A 20,129-nucleotide genomic window follows, 5' to 3' on the forward strand; every position below is an offset into this window, starting at 1 on the left:
GATTAAAACGATGGTTAATTTAGAGGAAAAGATGAACGACGGTAACAAGAATTTATTAATTAAACGTCCGATTAATTTGAAAGTGATTGTTACACAACGCTGGAAGGAAGAGGTGCAGCAACAGTTACAGTCACAGATTAATCAGCAGGACGGACAACTGCAGCAGTTGGAAAATCAAGGACAAAGCGCGGTTGCACAGGTAACACAGCAAGGAAGCAACCCCAGTGATCCGCAAGTGCAGCAACAACTAAGGAGTATTCAAAACCAGCTTAACCAACAAAAAAGCAAAATCACGGAACAGAAAAACCAGGCACTCCAACAACTGCAACAAGTGCAGTTATTAGAAGAAGGACAAGAGGTCGGTCAAGGGCAGCTAGACAGTTTTGTTCGCGTTCAAATTGGCGATAACCTAGTCCAGAAAATGAATGTGGAAGTTGTGGTCAAAGATGGCGTAATTCAAGAAATTCGCGGCGAAGTTTAAATAAATACGCTGTGGGTTAACGACGGCATCTGACGGCGCACTTGTTCCAAGCGGGAGGGATTAATTTCAGCAATGGCAACCCCTGGATTTTCTCCCGCATCACTTAAGACAATGCCCCAAGGGTCAACGATCATGGCGTGACCGTGACTGTTGCGCCTTGCGTAATGGTTGCCTGTTTGTGCTGGTGCGATGACATAAGCGGTGTTCTCGATCGCCCTCGCTTGTAATAAAACCTGCCAATGATCTTTCCCTGTATAAGCAGTAAAAGCGGCGGGAATCAGGAGAATTTCTGCGCCTTGTTTGGACAGTTTACGATATAACTCAGGAAAGCGCACGTCGTAGCACACAGAAAGCCCAATTTTGCCTAACTCTGGAGAGATTGACAACGGGGGAAGGGAAACGCCAGCTTTCACTGTTTTTGATTCTTGATAGGTATTCCCATCAGGAAGATTAACATCAAACAGATGGACTTTCTCGTAACGTGCCAACTCTTCCCCATTCGCATCAATTAAAACAGCAGTGTTCGAGACTTTCCCATCCGCCACTGGAATCGGAAACCCACCACCAAAAATAGTGATTTGATGCCGTTGTGCCATGGTTTTGAGGAACTTTTCCGTTTGTTGCGCGATCGCGCTGGCTTGTCTCACCTTTTCCCGTTCCTCACCGAGAAAGGAGAAATTTTCAGGAAGACTGACTAATTGCGCCCCCCGTCGCACCGCTAACTCCACCAAATCGGAAGCAGCCGCCAAGTTTTTTTCTAAGTCAGGTTGGCTGGTCATCTGAATCGCCGCAGCCAGATAAGATTTCATAAGCAAGATATTCTCTCTCAGATACAATCTCTCAGCATATCGCACAATAAAAGCATTTGTGAACTGACGCGCTTGCGTTCAAAAAAATCAGGCTAGTAGCCAAAACCCTGCAAATGCTTCCGACTGGGGATCACTTTGAATCGCTAAAAAATGAACCCCTTGTGCGGTTTCTTTCGCCTGTTGAAACCCTTGCGCTTCCTTCAAGGTGTCTGGGTTCGTAATATCCGCTAAAATCCAACATTCGCTCGTTCCAGTTTGTAAAATTAAACGAGGACGACTTCCCTGTTGTAATTGAATCTGAGATAATTCAATTCCCGACATCCAACCTGCAAACGGCATCGCACGAGGGGAGAAAATCACTAAACCAGGAATTTTTGTCTCTGGGGATAAATCAAACAAAGATAACGGGAAACCCTCGCCAAAACTAATCTCCCATTCCTTCATCTCTTGAAACCCTTGCACTTCTAAAGTAACAAACGCCCAACGATCGCCCTTATCACCCCGAATCGCATCGGGAAGAATCGCCGCATTTTCTGCTGGATATTGAACCGTAACACTACTCACCGCCGTTTCGTCATATCCCTCCTGTTGCGGATAAACGTTTTCTAAACGTTCCTCAATCCATCGCTGTAAGGCATAAGTGCGCCGACTAGGAAGCGCGGTAATCCCGATATCATCACAGGCTTTAGTAATCATATTACTCATTTGACGACGGAAAAAGCGGATTTTCTTCGGAGACTTCCCTGACGCTTCGATCGCCTCATTAATTGCTTCTTGGAGAAAAATCGAATTGACCGTTTGCGCCGAACAAAACTTTTGATAACGAAACAGTTGTTCCTCTGTCGTTTCCACATCTAAAGGACTTTCACAGATTAACACTTCCCATAGCTTTTTATTATTTTCATCTCGAATCGGACGAGAATAGAAATCCAGTTCCCAAATTGTATCCATAAATTAAACTCTTCTTTATAATCAGTCCCGTTTTAGCAGATTAGCAATTTTTGAACAGCTTTGGAAAAATTAAATTAATGAGAGTAACTGTTAACCGTGCGCTTTTGTCGGTAGGATGGATGGGAAGGCTCTCCCCAACGTGGGAAGTTGCGTGATTGTGATGGATTAACAAAATCACTTGATAATAATTGACATTCGTGTTTTTTACTATCAGGTTAGTCCAGTCTCAGCCTCTTAGCAGGCTACGTTATTTAGGTCATGACACCCTAGGGTGCAAGCCAGCCCTCTGCTCTGTCGCTAATGGTTAAACAGGTTCAGGTGATTCTAGAATACCAGTGCTATTAGCCTAACAAGCCTAGATAACATTGACGAGGCACACTTCACTCCGTGCAGGGAAGTATCCTATTATGTGGGAATTAAAGAGAGACTGCACCTCTCTCTCTTTACCACAAAAGTCAAGTCTTGTTCAGTAACTAGCCTATTAGAAGGCAGCAGTAACTATCAACTTTCTGTTAATGCACAGATCAACTTCATTGGTGACGGAGTTATTAGAACAACTGCCGCACTTAAGAACCCAAATTTATTTCAAATCCTCCTTAACTGCTCTTTCCCACGCAATGGAGGATCAAGTTTTAGCAACCACAGATTCCCCTTTAGTCATTGCTAGTTTTCAACAAGAACGATTTTATCGTCAAGAAGCGCATCGTTACCGAAGGCTAGGAAAAAGAAGCGATCACATTTATATTTTTTCGGCTCTTGATACCTCTTTTCAAGAGAATGAAAACACTTGTACCACAATTAATTTTGATCCTGAAGATGCTCTCGCTACAGAATGGCACTTAACGGTAATTGGAAAAACCTTTACCAGTTGTTTAGTTTGTCGGGAATGTTCCCCCAGTGAAACGCAAAAGGGATTAGACTCAGCGCGACGATTTGAGGGAATCTGGACGTTTGATGATCAGGTAACAAAAAGAGTTGCTTCCCTACTGTTAGATAAAATTTTAGACTATCGATCGGAACTCGAACCCCAAATTCAAGCCGCACGAGAAATTTATTTACAGGAAAGTCTAGACACCGAACGCAACTCCCAACGAGTGAATCCAGATGCGTTTGTAGAAAGGCTGGTAACGCATTTACAAGCGGGACAATATCGGGTGATGCGAGCGTATCAATCCCTTGCGAAAAAAGAAGAGAAAGAGCGTTTATTGCGCTGTTTAACCAATGCGATTCGACAATCTTTAGATTTACAAGAAATTCTTGGGATTACAGTTCAAGAAGTGGGAGAAACTCTTGGCGCTTGTCGATGTTTGGTTTATCGGTGTCGTGATTGTGCCAACTCTACCACGATCGAGCATGAATTTTTACGCAGTGAGGTTACTTCTCTCGAAAACCAAACCTGGTCTATTACCAACAATCCTCTCCTACAAAATGTCCGCGAACAGGGAAAACCCCTTTATATCAAAGATACGACCAGCGATGACTCAATTAAAAATAGTTCTTTCCTTTCCTCATTAGTGAGAGATTATCAAATCCGCAGTTGGTTATTAATTCCCCTGTTGTATCAAGGAGAAGTGATCGGTATGATCGAATTACATCATTGTTGTGAGGAAGAACAGGGTTGGCATGAAGACGATATCAAATTAGTAGAAGCGATCGCGCCACAAATTGGGCTTGCTCTCACTCAAGCCGAAGCCTATACGAATCTAGAGGCGCTTAACGAGCAACTAGAAGCACTGGAACAAGCTCGTTCTAACCTTGTCGCCATTACGGGACACGAACTGCGAACCCCCCTTTCTACGATTCAAGTTTGTTTAGAAAGTCTCGTCAGTGAACCCGATATGTCGGAAGAATTACGACAAGTGATGTTATCCACCGCCATGAATGACGCAGAGAGGATGCGTCGTTTAGTACAAGACTTTCTCACCCTCTCTCGCTTGGAAAGTGGACGCATTGAATGGAATCCCGAACCGATGTCAGTAGAAGAATGTATCGAGTTATCTCTGAGCAATATTCGAGGGAGAAACACGGAAAAACCAGTTCCCACCATTGAAAACCGAACCAGCAATGATCTTCCTTTAGCCTATGTAGATGGGGAATGGTTAGTGGAAGTCTTAGCGAAACTGTTAGATAATTCTTGTAAATTCACAGACGACAACGGCACGATCGTTCTTTCTGCGGAAGCCGAGAATGATCAGACCCTGAAAGTAACCATTTCTGACACAGGGCGCGGCATTGAACCCTCTCGTCTCGAAACCGTCTTCGATCGATTCTACCAAGAAGAAGGAGCGTTACAACGCACCACTGGGGGAACTGGTCTCGGTTTAGCCATCTGTCGTCAAATCGTCCAAAGATGGGGAGGAGAAATTTGGGCAGAATCCACTGGAAAAAACAACGGCACACAATTCCACTTTACCCTTCCCATTGCCAAAGAAGCACGAGTGATGTCAGTCCACCGTTAAACTCTTAACTTGATCGTTCATACTCAGCGGCTTCTGCTTCCAAGTCTTGGTCTATAACTTGTGGATTAGCATAATAAAAGGCTAATGCTGCATGGACTTGGGACAATGTTAAATAATTCTTATCGGCGACAATCTCATCGGTACTATAACCCTGCTTCCAGAGGGCAACAATTCGGCGCACAGATGTTCCAGTACCCGCAATGATGGGGCGCCCTCCTTGAATATGAGGAGAAGTCGTAATTAAGCAACCAATATCAATTAGAGATTGAGACATCTATCATTCTTAATTAAGGTTTGATTTTAACATTAAATTCTCGGGTCTCTCCTATCTTAAATCATGCACTGGGAGACATTGATAGAACCTCTCTACAGTATTGGTCATCCTAGATGAGCAAATCACGATAAGCTAAATGATGACTGCTACAGACTAAATTGAAATTTTATGAATATTCGTACTGTTGCCACAAAACCATTTGATGACCAAAAACCTGGAACTTCTGGACTGCGAAAAGCAGTAACCACTTTCCAACAACCGCACTATCTAGAAAACTTTATCCAGTCAATTTTCGACAGTTTAGATCACTATCAAGGACAACGGCTAGTTTTAGGAGGAGATGGTCGCTACTACAACCGCACAGCGATCCAAACGATTCTTAAAATGGCGGCGGCGAATGGTGTAGGACGAGTTTTAGTGGGACAAGGAGGAATCCTCTCCACTCCTGCTGCTTCCTGCTTAATTCGTCAATATAAAGCATTTGGCGGCATTATTTTGTCTGCTAGTCATAATCCTGGTGGCCCCGACGGTGACTTTGGGGTTAAGTTTAACACTCCCAATGGTGGCCCAGCCCCAGCAGATGTAACAGAAGCCATTTTTACCAAAAGTAAAGCCATTACTGAGTATAAAGTGCTGGATGGGGATGATGTTAACTTGGATCAGCAAGGGGAATACAAACTGGGAGAAATGACCGTTGAGGTGGTTGATTCCGTTGCCATTTATGCTGATTTGATGGCTTCTATTTTTGATTTTGATGCGATTCGACAGTTATTAAGCGACGGTTTCCGTATTGTGATGGACTCTCTCCACGCGGTGACAGGTCCCTATGCCAAAGAGATTTTAGAAAATCGCTTAAATGCGCCTTTGGGAACGGTTCGTAATGGTGAACCCTTAGAAGATTTTGGCGGCGGACATCCCGACCCAAATTTGGTTTATGCGCGAGAATTGGTAGAAATTATGTATGGGGAGAATCCTCCTGAGTTTGGCGCGGCTTCTGATGGTGATGGCGATCGAAACATGATTTTGGGAAGCAAGTTTTTTGTTACTCCTAGCGATAGTTTGGCAATTTTAGCCGCTAATGCCACACTGATTCCTGGATATGCTCAAGGAATCACAGGGATTGCGCGATCGATGCCCACTTCCCAAGCGCCCGATCGCGTGGCGAAACAATTAGGAATCGACTGTTATGAGACTCCAACGGGTTGGAAGTTTTTCGGGAATCTCCTCGACGCGGGGAAAATTACCCTCTGTGGGGAAGAAAGTTTTGGTACGGGTTCCAACCACATCCGCGAAAAAGATGGACTGTGGGCGATTTTATTCTGGTTAAATGTCATCGCAAAACGAGGACAAACCGTTGAAGAAATTGTTAAAGATCATTGGTCGCAATACGGACGGACATACTACTCTCGTCACGATTATGAGGAAGTAGAAAAAGACCCCGCCAATCAGTTAATGGAGACGCTTCGATCGAACTTATCAACCCTTCCTGGAAAGCAGTATAACGGTTACGAAATTGATCTCGCGGATGACTTTAGTTATACCGACCCGATCGATGGTAGTATCGCAGAAAAACAAGGAGTTCGGATTGTGTTCAAAGACGGTTCTCGCATCGTTTTCCGTCTCTCTGGAACAGGTACTCAGGGGGCGACCTTGCGCGTCTATTTAGAACGATATGAACCGCAACAGGGAAAACAAAATGAAGACACCCAAACTGCTTTATCTGACTTAATCAACATTGCTGATGAGATCGCCCAAATTAAAACCTTCACTGGACGCAACGAACCCTCAGTAATCACTTAAAAACCGTTATTCGTTATTCGTTATTTGTTTACTGATCACTGGGAGGCGTTCCATGGAACGTCTCTACATTGGTCACTGTTAGATTTGGTTAATTTTATGCTTAAAACCGTTTTAATCACAATAATTCGTCTGTATCGTGCTTTAATTTCCCCTCTCTTTCCCCCCAGTTGTCGATTTCAACCCACTTGTTCCCAATATGCGATCGAAGCGGTGGAAAAATTTGGCGTTTTAACAGGAACAGGGTTAGCAATTAAACGAGTCTTGCGTTGTCATCCCTTCCATCCTGGCGGTTATGATCCCGTTCCCGATCGCGATCCCCTTAAAAATAATAGGAAACTTAAAGAATAAGAGGGCTTTTCTAACAATTAGAAGCCGAACGCATGGAAGCATTTTCTCGCAACTGGTTTAAATATTGTTCTAATATTGCTAATTGTGAAGGATTGAGAGAATAATAAACCCAACGCCCCTTTTGGCGCGATCGAACTAACTGTGCTTCCCGTAAAATCTTTAAATGAAACGATAACTTAGACTGGGAAACATCGACTCGATCGCGCAAATCGCAGACACATAATTCTTGTTCTTGTAATAACTCTAAAACTTGTAAGCGTAACGGTTCTGATAACGCTTGAAAACCAGCAGTTATTAATTTTAAATCAACCTTTGATGTTTTCAGCATTTCATTATTTATAATTCATATCAACTCAATTTTAATCGATCGTCATCGATAAACGTAAACCTTACCCGCGTCAAGAATACAGAAATCTAATCACTTAATCCCCCCAAACTTGGAGGTTAATATAAGGTTCAAGTAATTTTTAATAATTGGTGTTGGGTTTCGTGTGGAGACGTTCCATGGAACGTCTCTACCCAACCTACTTTTTATCATTGATTGAGCAAACTTGATATAAGAGGCGAAATTAATCCCCCCAAACTTGGGGGTTAGGGGGCGCAAGAATTCAATTAGAAGATGGTTAAGAACATATAAGAGGCGAAATTAATCCCCCCAAACTTGGGGGTTAGGGGGCGCAAGAATTCAATTAGAAGATGGTTAAGAACGACAAACAACCTGTAAACTATTGATTACAAAGCGATATTGGAAGTTTAGACGTGAATTTAGACGTTTGGCCAGGGAAACCCACCCCTTTAGGGGCGACTTATGATGGGAAAGGTGTCAACTTTGCCATCTACTCAGAAAATGCCACAGAAGTTGAGTTATGCTTATTCACAGAACAAGATCATGAGATTCGTCTCCCTCTAAAAGAAGTTCATAATCAGATTTGGCATGGTTATCTCCCTGGCTTGCAACCAGGACAGCGCTACAATTATCGTGTGCATGGAGACTTTCTCCCCAAACAGGGACATCGGTTTAATCGCAAAAAACTATTGCTTGATCCCTATGCAGAAGCAATTACAGGAGATATTGGTTACGGGGAAGAAATCTTTGCTTATCCCTGGGAAACAGAGGAAAAAGACTTAGCTTGTTCCAACACCGATGATAGTCATCTGATTCCAAAATGTGTCGTTGTCAATCACGATTTTGACTGGGAAGACGATCGACCGTTACAAACGCCTTGGCATGAAACCATCATCTATGAAGTGCATCTCAAAGGCTTTACCCAACAACATCCCGAAATTCCGCAACATCTGCGAGGCACTTATGCCGCTTTAGCCCATCCCACAGCCATTGATTATCTCAAAAATTTAGGCATTACTGCTGTTGAATTACTTCCGATTCATCACTTTTTAGCCTATCCTAGACATTTAATCACAAAAGGATTACATAACTATTGGGGATATGACTCGATCGGGTATTTTGCCCCCTATTCTGAGTATAGTGCCACTGGTAGGCAAGGAGAACAAATCCAAGAATTTAAGGCGATGGTAAAAGCACTACATCAAGCGGGAATTGAGGTGATCTTAGATGTGGTTTACAATCATACGGGAGAAGGAAACCATTTAGGATCAACGGTTTGTTTTCGGGGAATTGATAACGTCGCTTACTATCGCCTAGTCGATAATGATCCACGCTACTACATGGATTTTACTGGCTGTGGTAACTCATTAAATGTACGTCATCCCCAAGTTTTGAAGTTGATTATGGATAGTCTGCGTTATTGGGTGGAAGAAATGCACGTCGATGGTTTTCGCTTTGATTTAGCTTCCGCTTTGGCGCGAGAATTATATGAAGTGAATCGTTTAGCCGCCTTTTTTGATATCATTCACCAAGACCCAATTCTGTCCAATGTCAAACTGATTGCTGAACCTTGGGACGTAGGAGAAGGAGGCTATCAAGTGGGAAATTTCCCTCTATTATGGTCAGAATGGAATGGGAAATATCGGGATACGGTGCGAGATTTTTGGCGCGGTGAAGATAATACATTAAATGAGTTTGCTTCTCGTTTTACGGGTAGCCCCGATTTGTATCAAGCTAATGGTAAACTGCCTCATGCTAGTATTAATTTTATTACTGCCCATGATGGGTTTACGCTGCGTGATTTAGTTAGTTACAACGAAAAACATAATCAGGCAAATGGGGAGAATAATCACGATGGAGAAGATCATAACCGATCGTGGAATTGTGGTGCAGAAGGAGAAACAGACGAGGAAGAAATCTTAAAATTTCGATCGCGCCAACAACGGAATTTTCTCGTTACCCTGATGTTATCTCAAGGCGTTCCCATGTTACTCGGTGGCGATGAAATTGGACGCACTCAACAAGGAAATAATAACGCTTATTGTCAGGATAATGAACTGACTTGGTTTAATTGGGAATTATCTCCCGATCATAAAGCATTACTTACCTTTACTCAGAAATTAATTCAATTTCGCCAACAACATCCCATTTTCCATCGTCGAAATTGGTTTCAAGGTCGATCGATTCATGGTTCACAAGTCAATGATATCAGTTGGCATCATCCCGATGGCAGTGCTTTCAGTGAGAAGCAATGGGAAACCAATCAACTAACAAAAGCAATTACCGTTTTTCTCAACGGTTTAGAATTATCCGCACCTGATCCCGAAGGAAAACGCTTAACCGATGATAGTTTTTTGTTGCTGTTTAATAGTTATCAAGAGGAAACAGTCTTTACAATTCCTGATGCTTTACAAAATCGTAATTGGCAAGTTGTAATTGATACCAATCAAGGCGGATTTATCTCTGAGGAAAAAAGTTATGCAGGAAAAGAGGAAATTATTATCAATGGGTTTTCTATCTTGGTTTTGACAATAATTGAGTAATCCTATAATTCAGAGAATACTCTGAGCATCTGCTACAAGTAAATCAATAAACATCTTTTTGATGGCTCCTAGCTAATCGCCTAGTATTTATATTTATTTTGTCGTTCTTTCGCTCTAATTTTCGGTTTGATTTGAGCGACTTTAGCCACTTTCTGCCATTGTGCTTCCTCTAATACAGCATCTAAAACGTCTGAGATATTACATTTTTGTTCAAAAGCAATTCGTCGTAATATGTCATGATGTTCAGGTTGGATATAGACGGGCTTTCTTCGAGTTTGAGCCATTTTTCCTCATTTACTTACCTTTTCTAAAATTATAGCAAAACTTAGCTAATTAGCTAATTGAAATTTAGTTATAAATGTGCTTTAATGTAGGAAGTAATATTAATCGATTCTCAAAATGCAGATTGTATCATTATTCTCAGGTTGCGGTGGATTAGACCTAGGTTTTCGTCAAGCAGGTTTTCAAGTCGTGTGGGCGAATGAATATGATCGAACAATTTGGTCAACTTATCAAAGAAATCATCAGAATACAATTTTAGATCAACGAGATATCAAAGAAATTACGTCTCAAGATATCCCCGATTGTGTGGGCATCATTGGTGGCCCTCCTTGTCAAAGCTGGAGTGAAGGAGGAAAGCAAAGAGGGATTAATGACGATCGCGGTCGGCTTTTTTTAGAATATATTCGGGTGTTAAAAGATAAACAGCCTGACTTTTTTTTAGCGGAAAATGTCTCGGGAATTTTGCATTCTAAACATCAAGAGTCTTTTCAGCAAATATTTGATAGTTTCCGAAAAGCAGGATACAATGTTGCTTACAAACTCCTAAACGCAAAATTTTATAATGTTCCTCAAGATCGAATTCGTGTAATTTTTGTTGGTTATCATCATCGTCTTGGTAAAAAATTTGACTTTGGTAAACTAACACCACAAAATAATATTCCAACTCTAAAAGATGCAATTTGGAATTTACGCCTATCTGCAATTCCAGCAAAAGAAAAAAATAAAACGAGAGGCAACGAGTGTTTAATTCCAAATCATGAATATATGATTGGCGGTTTTTCTAGTATTTATATGTCTCGTAATCGGGTTCGCAATTGGACAGAACCATCATTTACAATTCAGGCTGGAGGAAGGCACGCCCCCATTCATCCCCAAGCCAATAAAATGATTAAGGTAGAAAAGGATAAATTTGTTTTTGATGAAAATTCCCTTGAAAATTACCGCAGATTATCGGTAAGAGAATGTGCAAGAATTCAGACTTTTCCTGATAATTTTATCTTTGATTATGATTATGTTAATAATGGCTATAAGATGGTGGGAAATGCTGTTCCTGTTAATTTTGCAAGGGCGATCGCGCAGATTATTTATTATGATTTATTAAATCAAACTATTCCTGTAGATTTAAATCAAAGACAATCTGAGCCAATTCAACTTACTTTACCTGTTGGTTGAGCTAAGTTAGTTACTGTTTTCTGGGAATTATTAGGTTGTAATTATCCCTGAGATCATCTAAGATATGATTGTGATTAATAGAATTTGGTTCAACTTCAATAAACCTTCCCAATTGTCTTAACTGTTCTATAGATTTGACTTCTTGTTTAGAGGGAAGAGGTTTTGCTGGTTGAAAACGAGTATAAGCATTTTTACCGCGATTACTTCCTTCTGTTATAGGATTAACAGGTCTAAAAACGATTTTAATTTCTTGAGCCTTTCTTTCAAGGACTGTTTGATTAATTGGTTCTAGCTTATCAAATAGATCATTCAAAGATTGTGGAGCATCGCTAGAAATATAAAGACAATTAGCCACTCCTTCACCTTTTCCTGAACCAGCAATCACTTTTTTCAAGTCTTCTGTACTGTTGAAAATATCTAAAAAATCAATAAATGTATCTCCCGTTCGCTCTCCAAAACTAATACTAACTCCCACAAAAAGATTGACCCTAGAATTATTAACCCACTGGTTAGCCCATTTAGTTGTTTGATCAGTTATAGATTGAAAAATTTCAATTCCAAACTCTTTCACTAATCTTTTGTGTCCGTACCAATTTCCATAGTAACCAGCATTACTTAGTTTGGCGGAAATTTTTAGAGGAGGAGATTGTTGGAAGTGAATAATGACATCTGTTTTATAGGTTTGATCTTTAGTTCCAATTCTTTGTGCATTAGTGACTGTATCTTCAGGAATTATTCCTAAACCTAACATCCAACTCGGTAGAGTCTTAGGAAGTTGAGTTTCCCTTGTAGCAGTATCTCTAATTGCTAACTCTAATTTTTCTGCATTGGTTGGCATAAGTTATGATTGGTGAATTAATAGCAACTGATGTAATTGATCTAGTTTTGCACGAAAACAAAAGTTTTAAAATAATACAACAGCAACTTCTATTTATAAAACATTGATAATTAATGTCACGACGATCGCCCAAACTTTGGTATCATCAAGGAACGCTACTTCTACATCCGCCACCGCGAGGGAAAAGCTGGATCGATTTTGCCACCTGGGACGATCGCGTTGAGAAGTTTCGTATCCCAGCAATTTATTATCGTTCCCTAGTAGAAACCTTACAAGGAGAAAAGATCAATTTTATTGATGAAGCAAAAGAGTTTCACTCACTCGCGTTAAACTCCCGTTTTGAAATGACTCCCTATCCTCATCAAGCAGAGGCGTTAGAAGGATGGAAGCAACAGGGAAGACAAGGAATTGTAGTGTTACCAACGGCGGCGGGAAAAACCTATTTAGCCCAGTTAGCAATGGAAGCCACACCGCGCAGCACGTTAATTGTTGTTCCTACTTTAGATTTAATGCACCAGTGGTATGCCCAATTAGAGGCGGCGTTTCCAGATGTGGAATTAGGATTATTGGGAGGGGGATCGCACGATCGAAGCGACATTCTGATTGCTACTTATAACAGTGCGGCGATTCATGCGGAAACATTAGGAAATCGGTATGGGCTGCTAATTTTTGATGAATGCCATCATCTGCCAACAGACTTTTTTCGAGTGATTGCAGAACACTCGATCGCCCCCTATCGTCTAGGACTAACCGCAACCCCAGAACGTTCCGATGGACATGAACGAGACTTAGAAGCCCTCATCGGTTCGATCGTTTATCGTAAAACCAGCAAAGATTTATCAGGGGATGCCCTAGCCAATTATAAAATCGTTGAAATAAAAGTCAAACTATCACCAAAAGAAAAAGAAATTTATCAAACATCAATCAAAACTCGTAATCAATTTTTAAAACAAAAACGTATTTCTCTTAGCAATCTTCAAGGATGGCAATTATTTGTCAAAGAAAGTGCGCGATCGCAAGAAGGAAGACGGGCAATGTTAGCCCATCGTAAAGCCAAAGAAATCGCTTTAGGAACAGAAAGCAAACTGAGAGTTTTAACCGAACTAATCACCAAACATTCCCCAGAACCAATTTTAATTTTTACCAACGATAACGCAACAGTGTATCGCATTTCTCAAGACTTTTTAATCCCTGCAATCACTCATCAAACTCCAGTTAAAGAACGCCATTTAATTCTACAAAACTTTAAATCGGGAGAATATAAAACCCTAGTTGCCTCTCATGTCTTAAATGAAGGAGTAGATGTTCCCGATGCGAGAATTGCGATTATTTTATCAGGAACAGGGTCAGCGCGAGAATATATTCAAAGATTAGGTCGAGTATTAAGAAAAGGGAAAACCAAAGACAAGCAAGCGATTCTTTATGAAGTAATTGCCGAAGAAACCAGCGAAGAAAAAACCTCAGAACGTCGGCGTAGTGATCCCGCTAAAAAACAAGGTCAAGTTGAGATGTTTCCCTCTCGAAAAAAAGACACTACTTCTATTCCCAAAGCAGCCGAAAAAAGCGGAGATTATAATATTGATCATTAATTAATTAACCAAATGATTCCCGTAGGTTGGGTGAAGGAGACGAAACCCAACACTAACCAGTAAAATAAAGGAGACCAGAAGCCATGACACAAGTGCTTTGCTTAGGAGAAATTCTGTATGATTGTTTAGCCCAAGAAGCAGGAAAGCCGATCGAAAGTGTCAAAAACTGGATCGCCTATCCAGGAGGCGCACCAGCAAACGTCGCCACCGCATTAGTGAAACTGGGAACATCTTCAGGTTTTATTGGTTGCATTGGCAAAGATGAGGCGGGACAATCCTTAAAACAGTTGCTTTTAGAAACAGGAGTTAACTGTCAAGGGATTCAAGAACATCCCAACGCCCCCACTCGTCAAGTATATGTTTTACGCTCCAGGGATGGCGATCGAGAATTTGCAGGCTTTGGCAATCATCGCCCTGATCAATTTGCCGATGCGTTTCTCCAAGCTGATCAATTACCGATTCCTCTATTTGAACAAGCACAGTTTTTAGTCATTGGCACATTAGAACTAGCTTATCCAACGACTCGTAGAGCCGTTTTTCGGGCTTTAGAGTTAGCCAACACTTACAATATTAAAGTCTTAGTGGATGTCAACTGGCGACCCATGTTTTGGCATCATCCCGAAGAAGCCATCCCTTTGATTAAACAATTGTGGCAGTTTGTGGATTTTGTAAAGTTCTCTCGTGAAGAGGCACAATGGTTATTTAATACAGCAGAGTCAGGCGCGATCGCCCATCAACTTTCCTCAATAGAAGGAGTTTTCGTCACCGATGGAGGCGAAACAATTAGCTATTATCTCAACGATTTTGAAGGTAAAATTCCCACCTTTGCCGTCTCAGTGGAAGACACCACTGGGGCTGGAGATAGTTTTGTCGCTGGCTTAGTCCATCAACTCTGTCAAAAAGGACTAAATAACTTTAGTAACGCTCATTCTGTAAAAGAAAGCATCATTTATGCCTCTGCGGTCGGAGGATTAACCACTACGAGATCAGGCGCGATCGCAGCTCAACCGACAGATTCAGAGGTGAAGCAGTTTTTAAAATCTCAAAACTGACCGACCCGATCGCCAACTATTTCGTTGAATCACAAACCTGAAACCCTTACCCAGCAAGGAACAGAAAAAAACTCAGAAAAAAATCAAAAAAAGGGTTGACACTTCTTGAAATAACCCCTATATTGGTGAATGCGCTCGAAACGGAGGCGGTCACGCCCACCGAAACCGAGCCACCTGAACCTAGACAAATTCATAAGTTGGAAAAGCCTAAGTTAACCGTAAAACGTTAACGCTTCCACGTCAAATTTATTAAAACGGAAACGTAAAACCAACGAGCCGCAGGCTCTCAACATGGAGAGTTTGATCCTGGCTCAGGATGAACGCTGGCGGCGTGCTTAACACATGCAAGTCGAACGAAGTCTTCGGACTTAGTGGCGGACGGGTGAGTAACGCGTGAGAATCTACCTTCTAGATGGGGACAACCGTTGGAAACGACGGCTAATCCCCAATACGCCGAGAGGTGAAACGGGTTTCCGCTAGAAGAGGAGCTCGCGTCCGATTAGTTAGTTGGTGGGGTAAAAGCCTACCAAAGCGTCGATCGGTAGCTGGTCTGAGAGGATGAGCAGCCACACTGGGACTGAGACACGGCCCAGACTCCTACGGGAGGCAGCAGTGGGGAATTTTCCGCAATGGGCGAAAGCCTGACGGAGCAACGCCGCGTGTGGGAAGAAGGCTCTTGGGCTGTCAACCACTTTTCTCAGGGAAGAATGACTGACGGTACCTGAGGAATCAGCCTCGGCTAACTCCGTGCCAGCAGCCGCGGTAATACGGAGGAGGCAAGCGTTATCCGGAATTATTGGGCGTAAAGCGTCCGCAGGGGGCGCATCAAGTCTGCTGTCAAAGGTCGGAGCTTAACTCCGGTGTGGCAGTGGAAACGGGTGCGCTAGAGGGCGACAGGGGTAGAGGGAATTCCCAGTGTAGCGGTGAAATGCGTAGAGATTGGGAAGAACACCGGTGGCGAAAGCGCTCTACTGGGTCGCACCTGACCCTCAGGGACGAAAGCTAAGGTAGCGAAAGGGATTAGATACCCCTGTAGTCTTAGCCGTAAACGATGGATACTAGGCGTGGTTTGTATCGACCCAAGCCGTGCCGAAGCTAACGCGTTAAGTATCCCGCCTGGGGAGTACGCACGCAAGTGTGAAACTCAAAGGAATTGACGGGGGCCCGCACAAGCGGTGGAGGATGTGGTTTAATTCGATGCAACGCGAAGAACCTTACCAGGGCTTGACATCCCGCGGATCCCCATGAAAGTGGGGAGTGCCTTCGGGAACGCGGAGACAGGTGGTGCATGGCTGTCGTCAGCTCGTGTCGTGAGATGTTGGGTTAAGTCCCGCAACGAGCGCAACCCTCGTCCTTAGTTGCCAGCATTAGGTTGGGAACTCTAGGGAGACTGCCGGTGACAAACCGGAGGAAGGTGAGGATGACGTCAAGTCAGCATGCCCCTTATGCTCTGGGCGACACACGTCCTACAATGGTCGGGACAGAGGGAAGCGAACTCGCAAGAGCCAGCAAATCCCATCAAACTCGGCCTCAGTTCAGATAGCAGGCTGCAACTCGCCTGCTTGAAGGAGGAATCGCTAGTAATCGCCGGTCAGAATACGGCGGTGAATTCGTTCCCGGGCCTTGTACACACCGCCCGTCACACCATGGAAGCTGGCCAAGCCCGAAGTCGTTACCCTAACCCGTGTGGAGGGGGGCGCCGAAGGCTGGGCTAGTGACTGGGGTGAAGTCGTAACAAGGTAGCCGTACCGGAAGGTGTGGCTGGATCACCTCCTTAAAAGGAGACCCAAGGTAGGGGAAACTCTGAAAAAGAAGTAAGAGAGACCCTTCAACTCCGAGGTCGGTCGTGGTAGAAATCAGTAGGCTTTTCCAACCGGGTTTGGGGAACCTGGGCTATTAGCTCAGTTGGTTAGAGCGCACCCCTGATAAGGGTGAGGTCCCTGGTTCAAGTCCAGGATAGCCCATAGCGGGGGTATAGCTCAGTTGGTAGAGCACCTGCCTTGCACGCAGGGAGTCAGCGGTTCGAGTCCGCTTACCTCCATACAAGGATTCAGCACCGTTAGGATAGCTAACGACTGCTGGACACTTGTCCAGACCAGAACCTTGAAAACTGCATAATCACCAAGAAAGTTAAGGAAACTTAACCGAGGTCAAGCGAAAAAGAGCTAACGGTAAAGCCCTAGGCACATCGAGGCGAAGAAGGACGTGGTAACCGACGAAACGTTGCGGGGAGCTGGAAATAAGCCTAGAGCCGCAAGTATCCGAATGGGGCAACCCCAAGAACGGTCTGCTGAATCTATAGGCAGAAACGAGCCAACGCGGCGAACTGAAACATCTTAGTAACCGTAGGAAAAGAAAACAAGAGTGATTCCCCTAGTAGCGGCGAGCGAACGGGGAGCAGCCTAAACCTCCCACTGCGGTGAGAGGGGTCGTGGGACAGCAATGGTCAGACGGAGACTCTTAAACGAAGCAACTGAAAACTGCACCAGAGAGGGTAAAAGTCCCGTAGTTGAAAAGGAAAACCGCTGCGCTGAATCCCGAGTAGTTCGGAACACGAGAAATTCCGAGTGAATCAGCCAGGACCACCTGGTAAGGCTAAATACTCCGATGTGACCGATAGCGAACCAGTACCGCGAGGGAAAGGTGAAAAGAACCCCGGCGAGGGGAGTGAAAAAGAACGTGAAACCGTTAGCTTACAAGCAGTGGGAGGACGATGAAACGTCTGACCGCGTGCCTGTTGAAGAATGAGCCGGCGAGTAATTAGTCGTGGCCGGTTAAGCTCACGAAGAGCGAAGCCCAAGGGAAACCGAGTCTGAAAAGGGCGTAAGTCACGGGTAATTGACCCGAACCCGGGTGAACTAACCATGACCAGGAGGAAGCTTGGGTAGTACCAAGTGGAAGTCCGAACCGACCAACGTTGAAAAGTTGGCGGATGAGTTGTGGTTAGCGGTGAAATGCCAATCGAACTCGGAGCTATCTGGTTCTCCCCGAAATGCGTTTAGGCGCAGCAGCGAAGAAAAAGCAGTGGGGGTAAAGCACTGTTTCGCTACGGGCTGCGAAAGCGGTACCAAAGCGAGACAAACTCAGAATACCATTGTGAAAATCGTGAGTGAGACGGTGGGGGATAAGCTTCATCGTCAAGAGGGAAACAGCCCAGACCACCAGCTAAGGTCCCGAAATGATGGCTAAGTGAAAAAGGAGGTAGGAACGCCAAGACAACCAGGAGGTTTGCCTAGAAGCAGCCACCCTTAAAAGAGTGCGTAATAGCTCACTGGTCAAGCGTTCCCGCGCCGAAAATGAACGGGGCTAAGTCATCTACCGAAGCTGTGGACAGGATAACTGTGGTAGGGGAGCGTTCTATCAAGGGAGAAGCACTAGCGGCAAGCAGGTGTGGACGAGATAGAAGTGAGAATGTCGGCTTGAGTAGCGAAAACTTTGGTAAGAATCCAAAGCCCCGAAACCCTAAGGGTTCCTCCGGAAGGCTCGTCCGCGGAGGGTTAGTCGGGACCTAAGGCGAGACCGAAAGGTGTAGTCGATGGACATCGGGTGAATAATCCCGAACGACTGAGTGGGAGCAACACCGGGACGCATGAAAATAGGTGATACCCTGAATGGATTGGGAGGAAGTTACGACTTCCGCATCACTGAAGTTAGTGCCAAGAAAAGCGGTAGTTGTGAAGAAAGCCAGTCCCCGTACCCGAAACTGACACAGGTAGGGAGGTAGAGCATACCAAGGGGCGCGAGAAAACTCTCTCTAAGGAACTCGGCAAAATCACCCCGTAACTTCGGGAGAAGGGGTACCAGCGAGAGCTGGTCGCAGTGACCAGGCCCAGGCGACTGTTTACCAAAAACACAGGTCTCTGCCAACTCGAAAGAGGAAGTATAGGGGCTGACGCCTGCCCAGTGCTGGAAGGTTAAGGAAGTCGGTTAGCTTCGGCAAAGCTGGCAACCGAAGCCCCAGTGAACGGCGGCCGTAACTATAACGGTCCTAAGGTAGCGAAATTCCTTGTCGGGTAAGTTCCGACCCGCACGAAAGGCGTAACGATCTGGGCGCTGTCTCGGAGAGAGACTCGGCGAAATAGGAAAGTCTGTGAAGATACGGACTACCGACACCAGGACAGAAAGACCCTATGAAGCTTTACTGTAACCTGAAGTGGGGTTCGGGCTGAGCTTGCGCAGGATAGGTGGGAGGCGAAGAAAGTTTCCTCGTGGGGAAACTGGAGCCATCGGTGAGATACCACTCTGGTTCAGCTAGAATTCTAACCTTCACCCGTAAGCCGGGGAAGGGACAGCTGCAGGCGGGCAGTTTGACTGGGGCGGTCGCCTCCAAAAAGGTAACGGAGGCGCGCCAAGGTTCCCTCAGGCTGGTTGGAAATCAGCCGCAGAGTGCAAAGGCAGAAGGGAGCTTGACTGCGAGACCGACAAGTCGAGCAGGGACGAAAGTCGGCCTTAGTGATCCGACGGCGCTGCGTGGAAAGGCCGTCGCTCAACGGATAAAAGTTACTCTAGGGATAACAGGCTGATCTCCCCCAAGAGTTCACATCGACGGGGAGGTTTGGCACCTCGATGTCGGCTCATCGCAACCTGGGGCTGAAGTCGGTCCCAAGGGTTGGGCTGTTCGCCCATTAAAGCGGTACGCGAGCTGGGTTCAGAACGTCGTGAGACAGTTCGGTCCATATCCGGTGTCGGCGTTAGAGCATTGAGAGGAGCCTTCCTTAGTACGAGAGGACCGGGAAGGACGCACCGCTGGTGTACCTGTTATCGTGCCAACGGTAAACGCAGGGTAGCCAAGTGCGGAGCGGATAACCGCTGAAAGCATCTAAGTGGGAAGCCCACCTCAAGATGAGTGCTCTCATTCTGTCAAGGAAGTAAGGTCACAGGAAGAACACCTGTTTATCGGTGCTCGGTGGTAGTCTGGTAACAGATGAAGCCAAGGCATACGAACCGACCGAGGGCTTGATCTTGATTCTTGGTGATGTGCAGTCTTCAAGGTTCTGCTTCCGACAGAATCACAGCCTTTCCTAGTGCTGAAGGCGCGGTGGAACCACTCCGATCCATCCCGAACTCGGGTGTGAAACGCTGCAGCGGCGAAGATACTTGACGGGACACTGTCTGGGAAAATAGCTCGGTGCCAGGTTCATTTTTCTCCCACCTCCTTGCGGGGTGGGTTTTTATTATCGCTGA

The 20,129-nt window shown here is 44.6% G+C and carries 14 protein-coding genes, 2 tRNA genes and 3 rRNA genes; 13 read left to right on the forward strand and 6 right to left on the reverse strand.

The window, feature by feature from the left end; all coding sequences use genetic code 11:
• Positions 1 to 31: 31 nt before the first annotated feature.
• Positions 32 to 481 (forward strand): YlqD family protein, encoded by a 450-nt coding sequence (locus tag DACSA_RS12000; protein WP_041235855.1) that lies wholly within the window; start codon positions 32 to 34, stop codon positions 479 to 481.
• On the opposite strand, the gene DACSA_RS12005 is transcribed toward DACSA_RS12000, so the two are convergent.
• The gene (locus DACSA_RS12005) at positions 478 to 1,290 is read right to left on the reverse strand and encodes a carbon-nitrogen hydrolase family protein (protein ID WP_015230007.1); all 813 of its coding nucleotides are present in this window, start codon (positions 1,288 to 1,290) and stop codon (positions 478 to 480) included. The two genes, DACSA_RS12000 and DACSA_RS12005, sit on opposite strands and share 4 nt — an antisense overlap.
• Positions 1,291 to 1,377: 87 nt before the next feature.
• On the reverse strand, positions 1,378 to 2,241 hold the full coding sequence (locus DACSA_RS12010) for a Tab2/Atab2 family RNA-binding protein (RefSeq protein WP_015230008.1): 864 nt from the start codon (positions 2,239 to 2,241) through the stop codon (positions 1,378 to 1,380).
• A 515-nt stretch (positions 2,242 to 2,756) separates the two neighbouring features.
• Here DACSA_RS12010 and DACSA_RS12015 point away from each other — a divergent pair.
• Positions 2,757 to 4,700 carry a DICT sensory domain-containing protein gene (locus DACSA_RS12015; protein ID WP_015230009.1) on the forward strand — a complete coding sequence of 648 codons (1,944 nt, stop codon included), beginning with the start codon at positions 2,757 to 2,759 and terminating at the stop codon, positions 4,698 to 4,700.
• 4 nt (positions 4,701 to 4,704) lie between these two features.
• Here the strand turns inward: DACSA_RS12015 and DACSA_RS12020 are convergent, their stop codons facing one another.
• A complete protein-coding gene (locus tag DACSA_RS12020; protein ID WP_015230010.1) occupies positions 4,705 to 4,974 on the reverse strand; it encodes a DUF433 domain-containing protein in 270 nt (89 codons plus the stop codon).
• Positions 4,975 to 5,142: 168 nt separating this feature from the next.
• Between DACSA_RS12020 and DACSA_RS12025 the strand changes: the two genes are divergently transcribed.
• Both DACSA_RS12025 and yidD read left to right on the forward strand, forming a co-directional pair.
• Complete coding sequence (locus DACSA_RS12025) at positions 5,143 to 6,774, forward strand: alpha-D-glucose phosphate-specific phosphoglucomutase (RefSeq protein ID WP_015230011.1); 1,632 nt, start codon at positions 5,143 to 5,145, stop codon at positions 6,772 to 6,774.
• 96 nt (positions 6,775 to 6,870) lie between these two features.
• Complete coding sequence (gene yidD / locus DACSA_RS12030; protein ID WP_041235472.1) at positions 6,871 to 7,122, forward strand: membrane protein insertion efficiency factor YidD; 252 nt, start codon at positions 6,871 to 6,873, stop codon at positions 7,120 to 7,122.
• Between the two features lie 10 nt (positions 7,123 to 7,132).
• Here the strand turns inward: yidD and DACSA_RS12035 are convergent, their stop codons facing one another.
• Positions 7,133 to 7,450 carry an ArsR/SmtB family transcription factor gene (locus DACSA_RS12035; RefSeq protein WP_015230013.1) on the reverse strand — a complete coding sequence of 106 codons (318 nt, stop codon included), beginning with the start codon at positions 7,448 to 7,450 and terminating at the stop codon, positions 7,133 to 7,135.
• Between the two features lie 431 nt (positions 7,451 to 7,881).
• Between DACSA_RS12035 and glgX the strand changes: the two genes are divergently transcribed.
• Positions 7,882 to 10,011: a glycogen debranching protein GlgX gene (gene glgX / locus DACSA_RS12040; protein WP_015230014.1), complete on the forward strand. Its 2,130-nt coding sequence runs from the start codon at positions 7,882 to 7,884 to the stop codon at positions 10,009 to 10,011.
• Positions 10,012 to 10,091: 80 nt separating this feature from the next.
• Here the strand turns inward: glgX and DACSA_RS12045 are convergent, their stop codons facing one another.
• Entirely contained in the window at positions 10,092 to 10,295 is a 204-nt protein-coding gene (locus DACSA_RS12045) for a hypothetical protein (protein ID WP_015230015.1), read from the reverse strand.
• A gap of 115 nt (positions 10,296 to 10,410) precedes the next feature.
• On the opposite strand from DACSA_RS12045, the gene DACSA_RS12050 reads away from it, so the two are divergent.
• Complete coding sequence (locus DACSA_RS12050; RefSeq protein WP_015230016.1) at positions 10,411 to 11,466, forward strand: DNA cytosine methyltransferase; 1,056 nt, start codon at positions 10,411 to 10,413, stop codon at positions 11,464 to 11,466.
• 10 nt (positions 11,467 to 11,476) lie between these two features.
• Here the strand turns inward: DACSA_RS12050 and DACSA_RS12055 are convergent, their stop codons facing one another.
• Positions 11,477 to 12,304: a hypothetical protein gene (locus DACSA_RS12055; protein ID WP_015230017.1), complete on the reverse strand. Its 828-nt coding sequence runs from the start codon at positions 12,302 to 12,304 to the stop codon at positions 11,477 to 11,479.
• 113 nt (positions 12,305 to 12,417) lie between these two features.
• Between DACSA_RS12055 and DACSA_RS12060 the strand changes: the two genes are divergently transcribed.
• From DACSA_RS12060 to rrf, 7 genes are all read left to right on the forward strand, one after another.
• Positions 12,418 to 13,893, forward strand: a complete 1,476-nt coding sequence (locus tag DACSA_RS12060) for a DEAD/DEAH box helicase (protein WP_015230018.1) — start codon at positions 12,418 to 12,420, stop codon at positions 13,891 to 13,893.
• 83 nt (positions 13,894 to 13,976) lie between these two features.
• A complete protein-coding gene (locus tag DACSA_RS12065) occupies positions 13,977 to 14,945 on the forward strand; it encodes a carbohydrate kinase family protein (protein ID WP_015230019.1) in 969 nt (322 codons plus the stop codon).
• A 288-nt stretch (positions 14,946 to 15,233) separates the two neighbouring features.
• Positions 15,234 to 16,722, forward strand: a 16S ribosomal RNA gene (locus DACSA_RS12070).
• Positions 16,723 to 16,835: 113 nt separating this feature from the next.
• Positions 16,836 to 16,909, forward strand: a tRNA-Ile gene (locus DACSA_RS12075).
• A gap of 4 nt (positions 16,910 to 16,913) precedes the next feature.
• Positions 16,914 to 16,986: transfer RNA gene (locus DACSA_RS12080), tRNA-Ala, on the forward strand.
• Positions 16,987 to 17,093: 107 nt separating this feature from the next.
• Positions 17,094 to 19,909 (forward strand): 23S ribosomal RNA (locus DACSA_RS12085).
• Positions 19,910 to 19,965: 56 nt separating this feature from the next.
• Positions 19,966 to 20,082: ribosomal RNA gene (rrf, locus tag DACSA_RS12090) — 5S ribosomal RNA — on the forward strand.
• Together the 16S, 23S and 5S rRNA genes with 2 tRNA genes alongside form the textbook arrangement of a ribosomal RNA operon.
• Positions 20,083 to 20,129: the final 47 nt, after the last annotated feature.

This window comes from Dactylococcopsis salina PCC 8305 (assembly GCF_000317615.1).
Taxonomy (GTDB): Bacteria; Cyanobacteriota; Cyanobacteriia; order Cyanobacteriales; family Rubidibacteraceae; genus Halothece; species Halothece salina.